The sequence below is a fragment of the Streptomyces sp. NPDC053367 genome (genome assembly GCF_044545925.1).
Taxonomy (GTDB): domain Bacteria; phylum Actinomycetota; class Actinomycetes; order Streptomycetales; family Streptomycetaceae; genus Streptomyces.
Genome location: NZ_JBITYN010000001.1, coordinates 165,011 through 183,037, shown reverse-complemented (window position 1 = coordinate 183,037; position 18,027 = coordinate 165,011). Strand labels below are relative to the sequence as shown.

The following is an 18,027-nucleotide window of genomic DNA, read 5'->3' as shown; positions in this document are numbered from 1 at the left end:
GGTGTCGTTCACAGGGTGCCTCCCTGGGCGCGGCGGCGGTCCGTCCGGGCCGTCACCCAGTCGGTGAAGCGGGTCATCGGGATGGTCAGCGCCACGAAGACGAGACCCGCGACGATGTACGGCGTGTAGTTGAGGCTGCGTCCCACGATGATGTCCGCCGCCCGTACGGCGTCCACCGCGCCGCCGATCGACACCAGGCCGGTGTCCTTCTGCAGCGACACCAGGTCGTTGAGGAGCGGCGGCACCTGGCGGCGCACGGCCTGCGGGAGCACCACATGGCGCAGCGCCTGACGGTTGGTGAGGCCCAGCGAACGGGCCGCCGCCCGCTGTGAGGGGTGCACGGACTCGATGCCCGCGCGGAACACCTCGGCGACGTACGCGGAGTACGTCAGTGTCAGCGCGGTACCGCCCAGCACCACCGGGTCCACGGTGACGCCCTGCAGCCGCAGGGCGGGCACGCCGAGCACCACGATCATCAGGTTGATGATCAGTGGCAGCCCGCGGAAGAAGTCGGTGTACGCGGCGGCCAGCGCGCGCAGCGGGAAGAACACCGGCCCGCGCAGGGTGCGGGCGACGGCGATCAGCATGCCGAGGACCAGCACGGCGGCGCCGCAGATCAGCAGCAGCCGTACGTTGAGCCACAGCCCTTCCAGGACCTTGGGCAGCGCCTCACGCGCGTAAGCCCCGTCGAAGAACGTCTCCTTGGTGCGCGGCCAGCCGGGCGCGTTCACCACGACCAGGTACAGGACGACGCCCGTGACCAGGGTCGACAGCGCGGCGATCGCGGTGGCGCGACGCGCGCGTGCGCGCTTGTGGCGCTCACGGTCCAGACGGCGCTGCGAGGGGACGTAACCGTCGTCCGCCCCCACCGCGCCGCCGGGCATGTCGCCCTTGCCGTCCGCGCTCTCCCGGCCCGACTCGCCCTTGGTGACCGTCACTTCAGCACCGGGGCGTCGACGGCCTCGGACAGCCACTCCTGCTCGATCCCGGCCAGCGTGCCGTCCTCGCGCAGGGCGTCGACGGCGTCCGACACGCACGCGGTGAGGGCGCTGCCCTTGTCCAGGACGAGGCCGAACTGCTCGGGCGTGCCGCCCCGGTTCTCGAACTGGCCGACGATCCGGGCGTCCGGCACCTCGGCCGCGGTGATGTAGAAGGCGGTGGGCAGGTCGACCACGATGGCGTCGACCTGGCCGTTCTTCAGCGCGGACTTGGCCTGGTCGTTCTTGGCGAACGCCGCCGCCGGCTGCTCGGGCTTCACCACGTCGTCGATGTAGTTCAGGCTGGTCGTGCCGACCTGGGCACCCAGCTTGACCTTCCTGAGGTCCGCGATCGTCCTCGCCCCGGCGGCCTCGGAGTCCTTCAGCGCGATGACGGCCTGACGGACGTCGTAGTACCCGGACGAGAAGTCGACGGCCTTCTTGCGCTCGTCGCTGATGGACACCTGGTTGATGTCGAAGTCGAAGGTCTTCTCGCCGGGCGCGAAAGCCTTGTTGAAGGGAACCTTCTGCCAGACGACGGCGTTCTTGTCATAGCCGAGCCGCTCGGCGACGGCGTAGGCGACCGCCGACTCGAAGCCCTTGCCGTTGGACGGCTCGTCGTCCTTGAACCACGGCTCGTAGGCCGGCTCGTCGGTGGCGACGGTCAGCTTGCCGGGGGTCCGCGTGGCCAACTCGCCCTTCACGCAGACGCCGCCGGCCGATCCCGACGGCTGGTCCGACGCCGTCTCCTCCGGCTGCGGGGCACAGCCGACGGCGGTGGCGAGCAGGGCGATGGTCGCGGTGGCTACGGCGCGGCGCAGCGCGCTGGGGGCGAGAGACATGGCGGGAGAGTGACAGCGAACCGCGCGTTTGTCGAGGTCACACCAGCGCATGTCCGCATGGTGGGAACGGGTGTTGCGGTTTCGTGAACACCACGCGGCGTTCGCCCGGGCCGCCGGCCGAGGGCGGGGACCGGAAGACCGGCGGCCCTGCCGCACAGGAGCCGTCATCCCGCGCGGGGCTGTCTCCAGTGGACCGCGCGGTCGTCCGCACCGGGAGCGCGCGTGCGGCCCCGGCGCGTGCACGTGGTTCACACAGGGCGCGCGTTGAGCGCCGCGCGCCCTTTCGACGAGCCGGTTCACCACCCGTGGGCCCGGTTCACCACCCGTGGGCCCGGTTCACCGCCCGCAGGCGCGCTTCACCACCCGCGCGCGTGCCACTCCGGCAGCTGCGGACGCTCGGCGCCGAGCGTGGTGTCGTTGCCGTGCCCCGGGTACACCCAGGTCTCGTCGGGCAGTACGTCGAAGATCTTCGCCTCCACATCGCCGATGAGGCGGGCGAACGCCTCGGGATCCTCACGGGTGTTGCCCACGCCTCCGGGGAACAGGCAGTCCCCGGTGAACACATGGGGATGCCCGTGCGGGTCGTCGTAGACGAGGGCGATCGAACCGGGTGTGTGGCCGACCAGATGGCGCGCGGTCAGTTCCACCTGGCCCACGCGGACGACGTCCCCGTCGTCGACCAGAACGTCGGTCGGTACGGGGATGCCGTCGGCGTCGTCCCGGCCGGCGTAGGTGCGGGCGCCGGTGGCCGTGACGACCTCGGCGAGCGCCTGCCAGTGGTCGGCGTGCCGGTGGGTGGTGACGACGGACGCGATCCCGTCGTCACCGATCATGCCGAGCAGCGCGTGCGCGTCGTTGGCCGCGTCGATCAGCAGCTGCTCGTCCGTGGCCCGACAACGCAGCAGATAGGCGTTGTTGTCCATCGGGCCGACCGCGATCTTGGTGATCATCAGGTCCTTGAGCTCGTGCACGTCCGCCGGGCCGCCGACCGTCACCTGTCCGCTGTACGTCATGGCGGCAGCCTATCGCCGCGGATGCGGGCGGGCCCGTGGGCGAGCCCCTCCGGCCCCTACAGCGGGGGCAGCTTCGGCAGGCTGTCGCCCTTCACCGTCAGGGACGTGCCGTCGCGGCGGCCGGCCAGCCAGCCGAGGAGGTCGGCCGGTGTGCCGGTGACCGTCACCTCGGGCTCGTCGGACGCGCGGCCGGTGCGCCAGGTGCGGGTGCCGTCGGTCAGCAGGGTCGGCGGCACGTCGCCGCCGGAGAACCGGGCGGCGAGGAAGCCGATGTACCGCTCCACGAAGTCGGCGGGCACGTCCTCCAGCTCGTAGCCGGTCCCGAGGTCGACGTGGTGCAGCTCCACCTCGGCCCACCGCCGGAACGGCACCCGGGCCGCGGAGTCCGTGACGCCGTTGCGCAGCTCCACCGTGCGCGACCAGTCGGCGGGGGCCTCACCGGCCGCCCGGAACCGGGCCGCGCTCTCCCGCAGGTCCGCGACCTGCGCCTTGAGCGGGCGGGGCGCGTCCCGCTCGATGTCGCCGTCGCGGGCCTCGGCGGAGACGTACATGGGACGGCCCTCGAGGACGTTCACGAGGGCGTCCGCGTTCCGGGCGAGGTGGGCGAGCACATGGCCCCGGCTCCAGCCGGGCAGGCGTGACGGTTCGGACACATCGGCGTTGTCCAGCTCGGCGACCGCGCTGAGCAGCCGTTCGGTCGCGTCCTGTACAGAGGCCAGGTCATGAGCGTGATCAATCATGCTGCTGACCTTAGCTCCGCCACTCCTTCGGGTGAAGGATTCCGACCGTGCCCGCAAATCGAATGCACGTGCTATATGGTCGGTGGCGGCGTCGGGCATGCTGGAAGGCCGGGGATTGTTTGGAACCGGTGAATCCGACCGGCGTTGTCAGTGGCTCCCCCTAGTCTGAGAAAGACGGGGGCCCCGCCCCTGTCACTTCTCTCAAGAAAGGTGCGGACCGGCGTGGCCGACCGTCTCATCGTCCGTGGCGCGCGCGAGCACAACCTGAAGAACGTCTCGCTCGACCTGCCCAGGGACTCGCTCATCGTCTTCACGGGCCTGTCCGGTTCGGGCAAGTCCTCTCTGGCCTTCGACACGATCTTCGCCGAGGGTCAGCGCCGCTACGTGGAGTCGCTCTCCTCGTACGCGCGCCAGTTCCTCGGCCAGATGGACAAGCCGGACGTCGACTTCATCGAGGGCCTCTCCCCGGCCGTCTCGATCGACCAGAAGTCGACCTCGCGCAACCCGCGCTCCACGGTCGGCACCATCACCGAGGTCTACGACTACCTCCGCCTGCTCTTCGCGCGCATCGGCAAGCCGCACTGTCCCGAGTGCGGCCGCCCCATCTCGCGCCAGTCGCCGCAGGCCATCGTCGACAAGGTCCTGGAGCTGCCGGAGGGCAGCCGCTTCCAGGTGCTGTCGCCGCTGGTGCGCGAGCGCAAGGGAGAGTTCGTCGACCTCTTCGCCGACCTCCAGACCAAGGGCTACTCCCGCGCGCGGGTGGACGGCCGGACCATCCAGCTGTCCGAGCCGCCGACGCTGAAGAAGCAGGAGAAGCACACCATCGAGGTGGTCGTCGACCGCCTCACGGTGAAGGACTCCGCCAAGCGCCGCCTGACCGACTCCGTCGAGACCGCCCTCGGCCTGTCCGGCGGCATGGTCGTGCTCGACTTCGTCGACCTCCCCGAGGACGACCCAGAGCGCGAGCGCATGTACTCGGAGCACCTGTACTGCCCCTACGACGACCTGTCCTTCGAGGAGCTGGAGCCGCGCTCCTTCTCCTTCAACTCGCCCTTCGGCGCCTGCCCGGAGTGCACCGGCATCGGCACGCGCATGGAGGTCGACCCGGAGCTGATCGTCCCCGACGAGGACAAGAGCCTCGACGAGGGCGCCATCCACCCCTGGTCGCACGGGCACACCAAGGACTACTTCGGCAGGCTGGTCGGCGCCCTCGCCGACGCCCTCGGCTTCCGCACCGACATCCCCTTCGCGGGTCTGCCCCAGCGCGCCAGGAAGGCCCTGCTGTACGGCCACAAGACCCAGATCGAGGTCCGCTACCGCAACCGGTACGGCCGTGAGCGTGTGTACACGACCCCCTTCGAGGGCGCCGTGCCGTTCGTCAAGCGCCGGCACAGCGAGGCCGAGTCCGACGCCAGCCGGGAGCGCTTCGAGGGCTATATGCGCGAGGTGCCCTGCCCCACCTGTGAGGGCACGCGCCTGAAGCCGATCGTCCTCGCGGTCACGATCATGGGCAAGTCCATCGCCGAGGTCTCCGGCATGTCCATCAGCGACTGCGCCGACTTCCTGGGCGAGCTGAAGCTCAACGCCCGCGACAAGAAGATCGCCGAGCGTGTGCTGAAGGAGGTCAACGAACGGCTGCGCTTCCTCGTCGACGTCGGCCTGGACTACCTCTCGCTCAACCGCGCGGCCGGCACCCTCTCCGGCGGCGAGGCCCAGCGCATCCGCCTGGCCACCCAGATCGGCTCCGGCCTCGTCGGCGTGCTCTACGTCCTCGACGAGCCGTCCATCGGCCTGCACCAGCGCGACAACCACCGGCTCATCGAGACCCTCGTCCGGCTGCGCGACATGGGCAACACGCTCATCGTCGTCGAGCACGACGAGGACACCATCAAGGTCGCCGACTGGATCGTCGACATCGGCCCCGGCGCCGGCGAGCACGGCGGCAAGGTCGTGCACAGCGGCTCCCTGAAGGAGCTGCTCGCCAACGCCGAGTCGCAGACCGGTCAGTACCTGTCCGGCAAGAAGTCGATCCCCGTGCCCGACATCCGCCGCCCCCAGGACCCGTCCCGTCGGCTCACGGTGCACGGCGCGCGCGAGAACAACCTCCAGGACATCGACGTCTCCTTCCCGCTCGGCGTGTTCACCGCCGTCACCGGCGTCTCCGGCTCCGGGAAGTCGACGCTGGTCAACGACATCCTGTACACGCACCTGGCACGCGAGCTCAACGGCGCCCGCAACGTCCCGGGGCGGCACACCCGCGTGGAGGGCGACGACCTCGTCGACAAGGTCGTGCATGTCGACCAGTCGCCCATCGGCCGCACCCCGCGCTCGAACCCGGCGACGTACACCGGCGTCTTCGACCACGTCCGCAAGCTGTTCGCCGAGACCACCGAGGCGAAGGTCCGCGGCTACCTGCCCGGCCGCTTCTCCTTCAACGTCAAGGGCGGCCGCTGCGAGAACTGCGCCGGCGACGGCACCATCAAGATCGAGATGAACTTCCTCCCGGACGTCTACGTCCCGTGCGAGGTCTGCCACGGCGCCCGGTACAACCGGGAGACCCTGGAGGTCCACTACAAGGGCAAGTCCATCGCCGAGGTCCTGAACATGCCGATCGAAGAGGCCATGCACTTCTTCGAGGCGGTCCCGGCGATCAACCGCCACCTCAAGACCCTCCACGACGTCGGTCTCGGCTACGTCCGCCTCGGCCAGTCCGCGACGACCCTGTCCGGCGGCGAGGCGCAGCGCGTCAAACTCGCCAGCGAGCTCCAGAAGCGCTCCACCGGCCGCACGGTCTACGTACTGGACGAGCCGACCACCGGTCTGCACTTCGAGGACATCAGCAAGCTGCTGAAGGTCCTGTCCGGCCTGGTCGACAAGGGCAACACGGTCATCGTCATCGAGCACAACCTCGACGTGATCAAGACCGCCGACTGGATCGTCGACATGGGCCCCGAGGGCGGCGCGGGCGGCGGCCTGGTCGTCGCCGAGGGCACGCCCGAGGAGGTCGCCGCGGTGTCGACGAGCCACACCGGCAAGTTCCTGCGGGAGATCCTCGACCCGCAGAAGCTCAGCGACGCCACGATCCCGCGTGCCCGCACGAAGGCGCCCGCGAAGAAGGCCGTGGCCGCCAAGTCCACGGCCCGCAAGACGGCCACCAAGACGGTGAACGACACCGCCGCCAAGAAGGCCACGACCGCAAGGAAGACCGCCACCAAGACCGCCACCAAGACCGCCACCAAGGCGGCCGCCAAGAAGACGACCAGGTCCACCAAGGCCTGACCGCGGTACGCCGCGCGCCCCACGGGACCATCCCGTGGGGCGCGCGGCGTACTCGCGTCCTTCTCAGACGCCCTGCGGCTCGACGAACTGCATGTCGAGCTGGATCTTCACCACGTCCCCGAGCACACCCGGCGCGAAGCCCAGCCCGAAGTCGCTGCGCCGGATCTCGCCCGTCGCCTCGAACCCGGCGTGCCGGCTGCCGTCCATCGGCACGTCGACCAGCCCGCCGAACTCCACCGCGAGCGTCACCGGCCGGGTCACGTCGCCGATCGTCAGCTCGCCCTCCATCGTCCAGTCCTCGCCCCCGCCCCACACCCGGGTCGAGCGGTACGTCATCGTCGGGCGCTTCTCCACGTCGAGCAGGTCGGACGCCCGGACATGGGCGTCCCGGTCGGGGTTCCCCGTGTCGACCGAGGCCAGATCGATGGTCGCGGACACCCGGATGTCCTCGGCGGTCTCACCGACGTACAGCTCGGCCCGCACCGAGTCGAAACGCCCCCGCACCTTGGAGATGCCGAGGTGGCGGATGGTGAAGTTCACGGCGGAGTGCAGCGGGTCAAGCGCCCAGTTCCCCGGGGCGATCGGCAGGGCGGAAGGGACGGCGGTGGTGGCGGTCTCATTCGTCATGCGTCCACCCTGCGGGGTGGACCGCTCCGGAGGGAGACCGGCCCGAGCCTGGTAGTGACAGGGCCACCCTCCGCCGCGCGAGCGTTGGTACGTTCGACGGTGTGAGCGACAACGAGCTGGGCACCTTCCTGCGCACCTGGCGTGAGGCCGTCACCCCCGCCGAGGTGGGACTGCCCGCCGGCCCCCGCCGACGCACCCCGGGCCTGCGCCGCGCCGAGCTGGCCACCCTCGCCGGCATCAGCGTCGAGTACCTCACCCGGCTGGAACAGGGCCGCGACCGCAACCCCTCCCCGCAGGTGCTCGGTGCGCTCGCCGACGTCCTGAACCTGTCGCTGAAGGAACGCATCCTGCTGCGCCGGCTGACCAAGGAGACCGGCGACCCGCTGGTGTGCGCGGCCGCGCCGCCGCTCAGCCGTGCGGCGCGTCCCACGGTGCAGGCCGTCCTGGACCGGCTGGAGCCCGCCCCCGCCGCGGTGCTCAACTGGATCGGCGACGTCCTCGCCCACACCGACGGCTACGCCCGCCTGTTCGGCCCGCTCGGGCTGTTCGAGGCCGAGCAGCCCAATCTGCTGCGCCACCTGTTCACCGACCCGCGCGCCCGTACCGCCTTCACCGACTGGAGCCGCGTCGCCGACGACATCGTCGCCCGGCTGAGGCACTCCGTCCCGTTGCACGATCCCTATCTGACCGAGCTGGCCGAGGAGCTGACGGTGACGGCCGGTGCCGAGTTCGCCGACCGGTACGCGGACCTGGCCGTCACGCCCCGCAGCGTCGGGTCGCAGCAGGTGGAGCACCCGGAGGCGGGGCCGCTGCGGCTGCTGTACGAGACGCTCGCGCTGCCGGAGGACGGCCAGCAGATGGTGGTGCACCTGCCCGCCGACGACGCCACGGCCGTCGCCCTCGACCGCCTCAGCGGCCTGCGCCCCGGCGCCCTGCGGGCCGTCGGCAGGGCGGGCTGAGCGGCGTCGGCGGGGCGCGACCGGGCATCGTACGGCCGGTCGGTGCGGTCGTGCGGTCGGCCCGGTAGGGGACGGACGGGCTCAGAACCGCGCGTCCGCCAGCTCATGGGCGTACGGCGGTTCCGCCCCGGCACGCGAGCAGGTCACGGCCGCCGCGCGGGCCGCGAACCGCAGCAGCTCGCTCCAGCCGGCCGGGCCGAGCCCGTCGAGTGCCTCGGGGGACAGGGCGTCCCGTACGGCGAGGCCGTGCAGCAGCGCCGCGTTCACCGTGTCCCCGGCGCCGATGGTGTCCACGACGTCGACCGGTTCGCCCGGCACGGTGTGCACACCGCCGTCCCGGGTGAAGGCGCTCAGCCCGTCGCCGCCATGGGTGATCACCACGGCCGACGGCCCGGCGGCGAGCCACTCCTTCGGGTCGCCGCCCAGCCAGCGGGCGTCCTCCTCGGACATCTTCAGCAGCGACACCGACGGCAGCCAGCTCCTGAAGCGGGCCCGGTAGGCGTCCGCGTCAGGGATCAGCCCGGGCCGGACGTTGGGGTCCAGGGCCGTGAACACGCCCTGCGCGGCCGCCGTCCGCATCAGCTCCTCGTACGCGCTGGCCCCCGGCTCCAGCACCAGCGAGCAGGTCCCGAAGGACACCGCGCGGGTTCCGGCGGGCAGTGCGGCGGGCGCGGTGAAGAGACGGTCGGCGGTGCCGTCGACGTAGAACGAGTACGCGGCCGAACCGCCGTCCCCGATCGTGGCGACGGCGAGCGTGGTCGGCTCCGGGCCGCGCTGGACGCCCGAGACGTCCACCCCGGCCCGCCGCAGCCCGTCGAGCAGCGCCTCGCCGAAGGCGTCCCGCGAGGTACGCGAGCAGAAGGCGGTGGGGGAGCCGAGACGGCCGAGCGCCACAGCCGTGTTGTACGGGCCGCCGCCGAGGGCGGGCCGCAGGTCGGCGAGGGCACCGGGGCCCTGCGGTACCAGGTCGATCAGGGCCTCACCGGCGACGACGATCACGAGGGGGTTCCTTTCGCGGGGTGCTCGGGGTGCTCGGGGTGCTCGGGGTGCCGAGGTGTCTGTTCCGGGCAGCCGCACGAGGTGCGGTGCACGAAGGCGCAGGGGAGCCGCACGGTCCGGGCGGGCAGCTCCGGTGCGGCGAGCCGGTCCAGCAGGACACGGACCGCCTGGGCGCCGATCTCCTTGCTGGGCTGGGCGATCGCGGTGAGCCGGGGCGAGAACAGGTCCGCCCAGGCGAAGTCGTCGAAGCAGCACAGGGCCATGTCATCGGGCACCGACAGCCCGCGGTCGCGCAGGGCGCGCAGTGCGCCGATGGTCATCGCGTTGTTGGCGGTGACGAGCGCGGTCGGCGTCGCGGCGAGGGAGAGCAGCGCGGCGGTGGCCCGTTCGCCCCCGGCGGCGGCGGAGTCGCCGTGGACCACGAGCCGCTCGTCGTAGGGGAGCCCGGCAGCCGCGAGTCCGTGCCGGTAGCCGGTGATCCGCTCGCTGGTGGTGCTGAGCCCGGCCAGCCCGGCGACCAGCGCGATACGGCGGTGACCGAGACCGGCGAGGTGCGTGACCAGCTCCGCCACCGGCCCGGCGCTCTCGGCGCACACCTGGTCGAAGGGCGGGTCGTCCTCTCCGCACGTGTCGACCAGCCGGTCGAGGAACACCGCGGGTACGGCGTGCCGGCGCAGGTAGGCGACGAGGGCGCGCGGGTCGGCGGAGGGCGCGACGATCATGCCGTCCACCCGCCGCTCGTGCAGCAGCTGGACGACCTTGCGCTCATGCTCGGGGTCGTCGTGCGGGTCGGCGATGAGGAGGCTGTAGCCGTGTTCCAGGGCGCCCGCCTCGACGCCCTGGAGGATCTCGGTGAAGTACGGGTTGCTGATCGCCGACACCGCGAGGCCGATCGAGCGGGTGCGGGAGGTCACCAGGGAGCGGGCGAGCGTGTTCGGCGTGTACCCGAGCCGCTCGACCGCGTCGAGGACGGCCTGACGGGTGTGGGGCAGCACGGGCCGGGTGTCGTTGAGCACGTGCGAGACGGTCGCCACCGAGACGCCGGCGTGCCGGGCGACGTCGGCCATGGTCGGCATGGCGCACCCCTTCCTGGACAGGGCCTGCGCGGGAAGGTAGCGCATGCGGTGGTGCCGCGTAAACGCTTGCGCAAACGTTTACGTCCGGAGGGTGCCCGTGGGCGCCCGGTGAGCCCCCGGCCCGATCCTCACCGCACCGGCCCCGGTATCCTCGGCGTCCGTCCCGCACCGCACCGGCCCCGGTATCCTCGCGTCCGTCCCGCACCGCGCCCGGCCCACTCACCCCGGCGCCGCCCGGTGCATCGCCCAGCGCCCGCCGCCCCCAGACCCGTGGAGCCCCGCATGTCCGGCCGACCCTCCGCCAGCCGCCGTACCGTCCTGCGCGGAGCGGCGCTCACCCCTGCCGTGGGGCTCGGGCTCGCCGCGTGCGCGCCCGGCGGGGGAGCGGGGTCGGCGTCCGGGGCGCCCACGGCTCCGGTGGACCTCGGCGCCGAGGGCGAGGTCGCCGAGGGCGGCGCGCACCTGGACCAGGAGAACAACGTGGTGGTCAGCCGGGCCGCGGACGGCTCGCTGAAGGCGTACAGCACGATCTGCACCCACGGCGGCTGCCCCATCAACGCCCTGGAGGGGACGACCCTGATCTGCCCCTGTCACGGCAGCAGGTTCGACGCGACGACCGGCGAGGTGCTGCAACGCCCTGCGACGACACCGCTGAGCGAGCTGCCGGTGCGGGTGGAGAACGGCAGGGTGGTGGCGGGCCCGAAGGCCTGAGCCCCAGTCCAGCGCCCTCAGTCCCAGTCCCAGCCGATCCCCACGATCCCGGAGCGTACGCGGGGCTCGACGAGGTGGACGGTGTGGTGGCGGGCTGTGAGGGGGAGGGCCTGGCGCCCGCTGCGGGGGGCCGCCGCCGAGTGCTGGGTGAAGCGGTGGCAGTGCAGCGGCAGGGCGTGCTCGTCGAACCGCACCTGGAGCACGTACTGGCCGCCCGGCGGGCCGAAGCCGCGCACGCACTCGTAGGAGACGCCGGCCGTGCCGTCCTCGACGGCGTAGCGGAAGAGGAAGGTGTCTCCCGCGCGCAGGCGGGTGTCGAAGAGCAGCTCGGCGACGACGATGCCGGTCTCGTGATGCCGGCGGACGCGTCCCGTGCGGCAGTTCTCCAGCGCGTGCACGGACATGCGCTCGGGCACGCACCCGGGGTCGCCGTGGTGGACGGCGACGAAACGGTCGACCCCGTCCTTGTGGGCGCGCACGATGTGGTGCGACTCGCGGCCGAGCAGCTCCCGGTGCGCCCCGACGCGGACCTGTTCGTGATGGCCGAGCATGTGCAGCCCGCCGTCGCGTGGGGACTCCAGTTCGAGCAGCAGGCGCTCCAGGACGCCCGAGGCCTCGACCAGCGAGCGGTAGGAGCGGGCGGCGGGGTGCTGTCCCGGGGGGCCGTCGTCGGCCTTGGCGAGGAGGCGGATCAGCGACTCGTCCGGCAGCTGGAGTATCTCCTCCAGCGCGCGCACCGCACGAAGGGACTCGGGGCGCTGCGGCCGGCGGGCGCCCTGCTGCCAGTAGCTGAGGCTGGTGACGCCGACCTTCACACCGTGGCGCGAGAGATGGTGCTGCACGCGTTGCAGCGGCAGACCGCGGGCGGCGATGGCGGCGCGCAGGGCGACGTGGAAGGGGCCGCCGCGCAGAGCCGTGTCCAGTTGCGCGGTGGCGACGTCCGCGTGCTGTGTGGCGTGCGGCATGCAGGGGCCTTTCTGTGTGGTTCACAACGGCTGGTCAGACCGTTCACGCGGGTGCTGCCGGGGCCACCCCGTCGGCGGCGGGGGATGGGTCACGTCCGTGCGCCGTCGTGCACGGCCCCGAGTTCCCCCGCATTGAAGCGTGTTGACCTAGTCCCGACAACACCACGGGCCGGACTGCGGCGTACTCCGCGCCACGCGGTGGGGCGAGGGTCCAAGTCGGCACGGGGACCGGCCGATTGAGGAGGGCCGGCGGGGATGGCCGACTTTCGCAGGTGCCACGGGAGAGGGGCCTGCGGCGGCCGTGGGGGGGCGTACCGCGGGGGCGGGCCCCGAGTCCGGTGGCCGGTCGTGGGCGGCGGGGCCTGGAGCTCGGCGTCCGGCCACCGGGGCGGACTCCGGCGGCCGGCGTCCGCCCTCTCTCTCCGGCCGCCGGTCTCCCGCGCTCGTCCCCCACCCCTGTCACCCCCCGCTGACCGCCGTCCCCCGTCGCCCCCTCGCCGTCCACCGTCCGTCGCCGTCCCCGCGTCCACCACCCGCCGTCCCCCCCCGCTGTCCACAGGCCCGCCGGACTGTCACTGCTCGCCAGTAGGGTGTGAGACATGGCCGACCCCTCCAGCTACCGCCCCAGGCCGGGTGAGATCCCGGACTCCCCGGGGGTGTACAGGTTCCGTGACGAGCACCGCCGGGTGATCTACGTCGGAAAGGCGAAGAGCCTGCGCCAGCGCCTGGCGAACTACTTCCAGGACCTGGCGAACCTGCACCCGCGCACCCGGACCATGGTCACCACGGCCGCGTCCGTGGAGTGGACCGTGGTGTCCACGGAGGTCGAGGCGCTGCAGCTGGAGTACTCCTGGATCAAGGAGTACGACCCCCGGTTCAACGTCAAGTACCGCGACGACAAGAGCTACCCGTACCTCGCGGTGACGATGAACGAGGAGTTCCCCCGCGTCCAGGTCATGCGCGGCCACAAGAAGAAGGGCGTCCGCTACTTCGGGCCGTACGCGCACGCGTGGGCGATCCGGGACACCGTCGACCTGCTGCTGCGCGTCTTCCCGGTGCGCACCTGCTCGGCCGGTGTCTTCAAGAACGCCGCCCGCACCGGCCGGCCCTGTCTGCTGGGCTACATCGGCAAGTGCGCGGCCCCGTGCGTCGGCCGTATCCCGCCAGAGGACCACTGGGAACTGGCCGACGAGTTCTGCGACTTCATGACCGGCCGCACCGGCACCTACCTCCGCCGTCTGGAGAAGCAGATGATGGAGGCGGCCGAGGACATGGAGTACGAGCGGGCCGCCCGGCTGCGCGACGACATAGGGGCCCTGCGCAAGGCCATGGAGAAGAACGCCGTCGTGCTGGCCGACGCCACCGACGCCGACCTGATCGCGGTCGCCGAGGACGAGCTGGAGGCGGCCGTCCAGATCTTCCACGTCCGCGGCGGGCGGGTGCGCGGCCAGCGCGGCTGGGTCACCGACAAGGTCGAGGAGATCACCACCGGCGCCCTCGTCGAGCACGCCCTGCAGCAGCTCTACGGCGAGGAGACAGGCGACAGCGTCCCCAAGGAGGTCCTCGTCCCGGCCCTGCCCGAGCCGGTGGAGCCGGTCCAGCAGTGGCTCACCGAGCGGCGCGGTTCGGCCGTCTCGCTGCGCATCCCGCAGCGCGGCGACAAGAAGGCCCTGATGGAGACCGTGCAGCGCAACGCCCTCCAGGCGCTCGCCCTGCACAAGACCAAGCGCGCCTCCGACCTCACCACCCGCTCGCGCGCCCTGGAGGAGATCGCCGACGCCCTCGACCTGGACAGCGCCCCCCTGCGCATCGAGTGCTACGACATCTCGCACCTCCAGGGCGACGACGTCGTGGCCTCCATGGTCGTCTTCGAGGACGGACTCGGGCGCAAGAGCGAGTACCGCCGCTTCCAGATCAAGGGCTTCGCCGGGCAGGACGACGTCCGCTCCATGCACGAGGTGATCACCCGCCGCTTCCGGCGCTACCTCGCGGAGAAGGAGCGCACCGGGGAGTGGGCCGAGGCCGCGGACGCCGTCGCCGAGCCGGAGGAGGGGGAGGTCTCCCTCAGCACCCTCACCGAGGACGACGGCCGCCCCAAGAAGTTCGCCTACCCGCCCCAGCTCGTCGTCGTCGACGGCGGCCGGCCCCAGGTCGCCGCCGCCCGGCGCGCGCTGGACGAACTCGGCATCGACGACATCGCGGTGTGCGGCCTGGCCAAGCGGCTGGAGGAGGTCTGGCTGCCCGGCGAGGACGACCCGGTGGTGCTGCCCCGCACGAGTGAGGGCCTGTATCTGCTGCAGCGGGTCCGTGACGAGGCCCACCGCTTTGCGATCACCTACCAGCGCACCAAGCGCGCCAAGCGGTTCCGTGCGGGCCCCCTGGACGACGTACCGGGGCTCGGCGAGACCCGCAAGCAGGCGCTGATCAAGCACTTCGGTTCGGTGAAGAAGCTGCGATCCGCGACAATCGACCAGATCTGTGAGGTACCGGGCATCGGCCGTAAAACGGCCGAGACGATCGCCGTGGCCCTCGCCCAGGCGGCCCCGGCCGCGCCCGCCGTGAACACGGCCACTGGAGAGATCATGGAAGACATGGAGGACGGGGTGGACGAGACGACGGCGGACACCCCGGGGGAGCCCGTAGCCATGGGCGCCCCGGACGAGCGACGGGGGCAGGAGACATGACCGATCACGAGACGCAGCCGACAGGCGATCATGAGCAGGAACCGCGGTCCGTGTCGGGCCGCGAGCACCAGGAGGCCGCCGAGGACCGGCAGGCACTCCCCGACAACGGAGCACAGGTGAGCCAGGACATCGCGGGCCCCGGGATCCCCGACGCCGCCATCCCCGAGCTGGTGATCATCTCCGGCATGTCCGGAGCGGGCCGCTCCACGGCCGCGAAGTGCCTGGAGGACCTCGGCTGGTTCGTCGTCGACAACCTCCCGCCCGCCCTGATCCCCACCATGGTGGAGCTGGGCGCGCGCTCCCAGGGCAACGTGGCGCGGATCGCGGTCGTCGTCGACGTGCGCGGCCGGCGCTTCTTCGACAATCTGCGCGAATCCCTCGCGGACCTGGAGGCCAAGCACGTCACCCGGCGGATCGTCTTCCTGGAGTCCTCCGACGAGGCGCTGGTGCGCCGCTTCGAGTCGGTGCGCCGCCCGCACCCGCTGCAGGGCGACGGCCGCATCGTCGACGGCATCGCCGCCGAGCGCGAGCTGCTGCGCGAGCTGCGCGGCGACGCCGACCTGGTGATCGACACCTCCAGCCTCAACGTCCACGAGCTGCGCGCCAAGATGGACGCCCAGTTCGCCGGCGAGGAGGAGCCCGAGCTGCGGGCCACCGTGATGTCGTTCGGCTTCAAGTACGGCCTGCCGGTCGACGCCGACCTCGTCGCCGACATGCGCTTCCTGCCCAACCCGCACTGGGTCCCGGAGCTGCGCCCGTACACCGGCCTGAACGACGAGGTCGCGGCGTACGTCTTCAACCAGCCCGGCGCCAAGGAGTTCCTCGACCGCTACGCCGAGCTGCTGCGGCTGATCGCGGCCGGCTACCGGCGCGAGGGCAAGCGGTACGTGACCATCGCCATCGGCTGTACGGGCGGCAAGCACCGCTCGGTGGCCGTGTCGGAGAAGCTCGCCGCGCGCCTCGCGGCGGAGGGCGTGGAGACGGTGGTCGTGCACCGGGACATGGGACGGGAATGACGGGACGTACTCCGCGGCTGGGCCGTCTGCGCCGGGCGGTGCCCGAGGCGCGGGCGGGCCGGCCGGTCGAGGCCCGCGGTGGCCGAGCGCGCCGCCGCGGCACCCAGCCCAAGGTGGTCGCCCTCGGCGGCGGCAGGGGCCTGTCCGCCTCGCTCGCCGCGCTGCGCCGGATCACCGGCGACCTCACGGCCGTGGTCACCGTCGCCGACGACGGCGGCTCCAGCGGGCGCCTGCGCGACGAGCTGGGCGTGCTGCCGCCCGGCGATCTGCGCAAGGCGCTGGCCGCGCTGTGCGGCGACGACGACTGGGGCCAGACCTGGGCCCGCGTCATCCAGCACCGCTTCCACTCCAAGGGCGACCTGCACGACCACGCGGTCGGCAATCTGCTGATCGTCGCCCTGTGGGAGCAGCTCGGCGACCACGTCCAGGCCCTCGACCTGGTCGGCAAGCTGCTCGGCGCGCACGGGCGTGTGCTGCCGATGTCGGCCGTGCCGCTGGAGCTCCAGGCGCTGGTCAAGGGGCACGACCCGGACCGCCCGGACGACGTGGACACCGTCCGCGGCCAGGCCACCGTCGCCCTCACCCCGGGCGAGGTCCAGTCCGTGCACCTCGTGCCGCACGACCCGCCCGCCGTCCCGGAGGCCGTCGCGGCCGTCCTGGACGCCGACTGGGTCGTCCTCGGCCCGGGCTCCTGGTTCTCCTCGGTCATCCCGCACCTGCTCGTGCCCGAGCTCCTCGACGCCCTCACCGAGACCAAGGCGCGCCGGGTACTCTCGCTGAACCTCGCCCCGCAGCCCGGGGAAACCGACGGCTTCTCCCCGCAGCGTCATTTGGAGGTTTTGGGACGACACGCCCCTAAACTCGCCCTGGACGTGGTGCTGGCCGACGTGGCCGCCGTGCCCGACCGCGACTCGCTGACCGACGCCGCCAAGCGGTTCGGGGCCGCGGTCGAGCTGGCGCCGGTGGCCCGGCCCGACGGGACCCCGCGGCACGACGCGGAGCTCCTGGCCGCCGCGTACGACCGTATTTTTCGGATGCATGGAAGGATCGGCCCATGGCGATGACGGCAGCGGTGAAGGACGAGATCTCCCGGCTCCCCGTCACCCGGACCTGCTGCAGGAAGGCGGAGGTCTCCGCCATTCTGCGGTTCGCCGGCGGCCTCCATCTGGTCAGCGGGCGCATCGTGATCGAGGCGGAGCTGGACACCGCGATGGCGGCCCGCCGGCTCAAGCGGGACATCCTGGAGATCTTCGGGCACAGCTCCGAGCTGATCGTGATGGCGCCGGGCGGTCTGCGCCGCGGTTCACGCTACGTCGTCAGAGTCGTCGCCGGCGGTGACCAACTGGCCCGCCAGACCGGCCTGGTCGACGGGCGCGGCCGTCCGATCCGCGGTCTGCCCCCGCAGGTCGTCTCCGGCGCCACCTGCGACGCCGAGGCCGCCTGGCGCGGTGCCTTCCTCGCGCACGGCTCGCTCACCGAACCCGGCCGCTCCTCCTCCCTGGAGGTGACCTGCCCCGGCCCGGAGGCCGCGCTCGCGCTGGTCGGCGCCGCGCGCCGGCTGTCGATCGCCGCCAAGGCCCGTGAGGTGCGGGGCGTGGACCGGGTCGTCGTCCGCGACGGCGACGCGATCGGAGCGCTGCTCACCCGGCTCGGCGCCCATGAGTCGGTGCTGGCCTGGGAGGAGCGCCGGATGCGCCGCGAGGTGCGGGCCACGGCGAACCGTCTCGCCAACTTCGACGACGCCAACCTGCGCCGCTCCGCCCGCGCGGCGGTCGCCGCCGGTGCCCGGGTGCAGCGCGCGCTGGAGATCCTCGGCGACGAGGTACCCGAGCACCTCGCAGCGGCCGGCCGGCTGCGCATGGAGCACAAGCAGGCCTCCCTGGAGGAGCTGGGCGCGCTCGCCGACCCGCCGCTGACCAAGGACGCCGTCGCCGGCCGCATCCGCCGGCTGCTCGCCATGGCCGACAAGCGCGCCTCCGACCTGGGCATCCCGGGCACGGAGGCCAACCTCTCCGAGGACCTGGCGGACAACCTCGTCGGCTGACCCAGGGCCTGTCGGACAGGCCCTGGCCCGGACGCCAACACGCCGGTGCCAAAGCCCCGTTGGGCCTCGGCACCGGCGTTCGTGTGTCCGGGAGG

The 18,027-nt window shown here is 72.3% G+C and carries 15 protein-coding genes; 7 read left to right on the top strand and 8 right to left on the bottom strand.

What is annotated here, in order from left to right; genetic code table 11:
* Positions 1-8: 8 nt before the first annotated feature.
* The 4 genes from ACIGXJ_RS00875 to ACIGXJ_RS00860 all read right to left on the bottom strand — a co-directional run bounded on the left by ACIGXJ_RS00875 (position 9) and on the right by ACIGXJ_RS00860 (position 3,572).
* Entirely contained in the window at positions 9-938 is a 930-nt protein-coding gene (locus ACIGXJ_RS00875; RefSeq protein WP_399639744.1) for an amino acid ABC transporter permease, read from the bottom strand.
* Positions 935-1,819, bottom strand: coding sequence for an ABC transporter substrate-binding protein (locus ACIGXJ_RS00870; RefSeq protein WP_399639741.1), 885 nt, complete (start codon positions 1,817-1,819; stop codon positions 935-937). Before ACIGXJ_RS00870 ends, ACIGXJ_RS00875 begins: the two co-directional genes overlap by 4 nt.
* A 356-nt stretch (positions 1,820-2,175) precedes the next feature.
* Positions 2,176-2,832, bottom strand: coding sequence for an MBL fold metallo-hydrolase (locus ACIGXJ_RS00865; protein WP_399639738.1), 657 nt, complete (start codon positions 2,830-2,832; stop codon positions 2,176-2,178).
* A gap of 56 nt (positions 2,833-2,888) precedes the next feature.
* A complete protein-coding gene (locus ACIGXJ_RS00860; RefSeq protein ID WP_399639736.1) occupies positions 2,889-3,572 on the bottom strand; it encodes a maleylpyruvate isomerase family mycothiol-dependent enzyme in 684 nt (227 codons plus the stop codon).
* Between the two features lie 222 nt (positions 3,573-3,794).
* Here ACIGXJ_RS00860 and uvrA point away from each other — a divergent pair, with 222 nt between their 5' ends.
* The gene (gene uvrA, locus ACIGXJ_RS00855; RefSeq protein ID WP_399639733.1) at positions 3,795-6,851 is read left to right on the top strand and encodes an excinuclease ABC subunit UvrA; all 3,057 of its coding nucleotides are present in this window, start codon (positions 3,795-3,797) and stop codon (positions 6,849-6,851) included.
* 63 nt (positions 6,852-6,914) lie between these two features.
* Here uvrA and ACIGXJ_RS00850 read toward each other — a convergent pair whose 3' ends face one another.
* Positions 6,915-7,478 (bottom strand): YceI family protein, encoded by a 564-nt coding sequence (locus ACIGXJ_RS00850; protein ID WP_399639730.1) that lies wholly within the window; start codon positions 7,476-7,478, stop codon positions 6,915-6,917.
* Between the two features lie 101 nt (positions 7,479-7,579).
* On the opposite strand from ACIGXJ_RS00850, the gene ACIGXJ_RS00845 reads away from it, so the two are divergent.
* A complete protein-coding gene (locus ACIGXJ_RS00845; RefSeq protein WP_399639728.1) occupies positions 7,580-8,437 on the top strand; it encodes a helix-turn-helix domain-containing protein in 858 nt (285 codons plus the stop codon).
* An 81-nt stretch (positions 8,438-8,518) separates the two neighbouring features.
* On the opposite strand, the gene ACIGXJ_RS00840 is transcribed toward ACIGXJ_RS00845, so the two are convergent.
* Positions 8,519-9,436 carry a carbohydrate kinase gene (locus ACIGXJ_RS00840; RefSeq protein WP_399639726.1) on the bottom strand — a complete coding sequence of 306 codons (918 nt, stop codon included), beginning with the start codon at positions 9,434-9,436 and terminating at the stop codon, positions 8,519-8,521.
* Positions 9,433-10,512: a LacI family DNA-binding transcriptional regulator gene (locus ACIGXJ_RS00835; protein WP_399639723.1), complete on the bottom strand. Its 1,080-nt coding sequence runs from the start codon at positions 10,510-10,512 to the stop codon at positions 9,433-9,435. Before ACIGXJ_RS00835 ends, ACIGXJ_RS00840 begins: the two co-directional genes overlap by 4 nt.
* A 282-nt stretch (positions 10,513-10,794) precedes the next feature.
* Between ACIGXJ_RS00835 and ACIGXJ_RS00830 the strand changes: the two genes are divergently transcribed.
* Positions 10,795-11,223, top strand: coding sequence for a Rieske (2Fe-2S) protein (locus ACIGXJ_RS00830; RefSeq protein ID WP_399639721.1), 429 nt, complete (start codon positions 10,795-10,797; stop codon positions 11,221-11,223).
* A 17-nt stretch (positions 11,224-11,240) separates the two neighbouring features.
* Here ACIGXJ_RS00830 and ACIGXJ_RS00825 read toward each other — a convergent pair whose 3' ends face one another.
* Positions 11,241-12,188, bottom strand: a complete 948-nt coding sequence (locus ACIGXJ_RS00825) for a hypothetical protein (protein WP_399639718.1) — start codon at positions 12,186-12,188, stop codon at positions 11,241-11,243.
* Between the two features lie 599 nt (positions 12,189-12,787).
* Between ACIGXJ_RS00825 and uvrC the strand changes: the two genes are divergently transcribed.
* From uvrC to whiA, 4 genes are read left to right on the top strand one after another with little or no spacing between them, the layout of a single operon-like run.
* Positions 12,788-14,872, top strand: coding sequence for an excinuclease ABC subunit UvrC (gene uvrC, locus ACIGXJ_RS00820; protein WP_399639716.1), 2,085 nt, complete (start codon positions 12,788-12,790; stop codon positions 14,870-14,872).
* Positions 14,869-15,888, top strand: a complete 1,020-nt coding sequence (gene rapZ / locus ACIGXJ_RS00815; protein ID WP_399639712.1) for an RNase adapter RapZ — start codon at positions 14,869-14,871, stop codon at positions 15,886-15,888. Before uvrC ends, rapZ begins: the two co-directional genes overlap by 4 nt.
* Positions 15,885-16,952: a uridine diphosphate-N-acetylglucosamine-binding protein YvcK gene (yvcK, locus tag ACIGXJ_RS00810; RefSeq protein ID WP_399639710.1), complete on the top strand. Its 1,068-nt coding sequence runs from the start codon at positions 15,885-15,887 to the stop codon at positions 16,950-16,952. The genes rapZ and yvcK overlap by 4 nt, the downstream gene beginning before the upstream one ends.
* A complete protein-coding gene (whiA, locus tag ACIGXJ_RS00805) occupies positions 16,943-17,932 on the top strand; it encodes a DNA-binding protein WhiA (RefSeq protein WP_388383635.1) in 990 nt (329 codons plus the stop codon). The genes yvcK and whiA overlap by 10 nt, the downstream gene beginning before the upstream one ends.
* Positions 17,933-18,027: the final 95 nt, after the last annotated feature.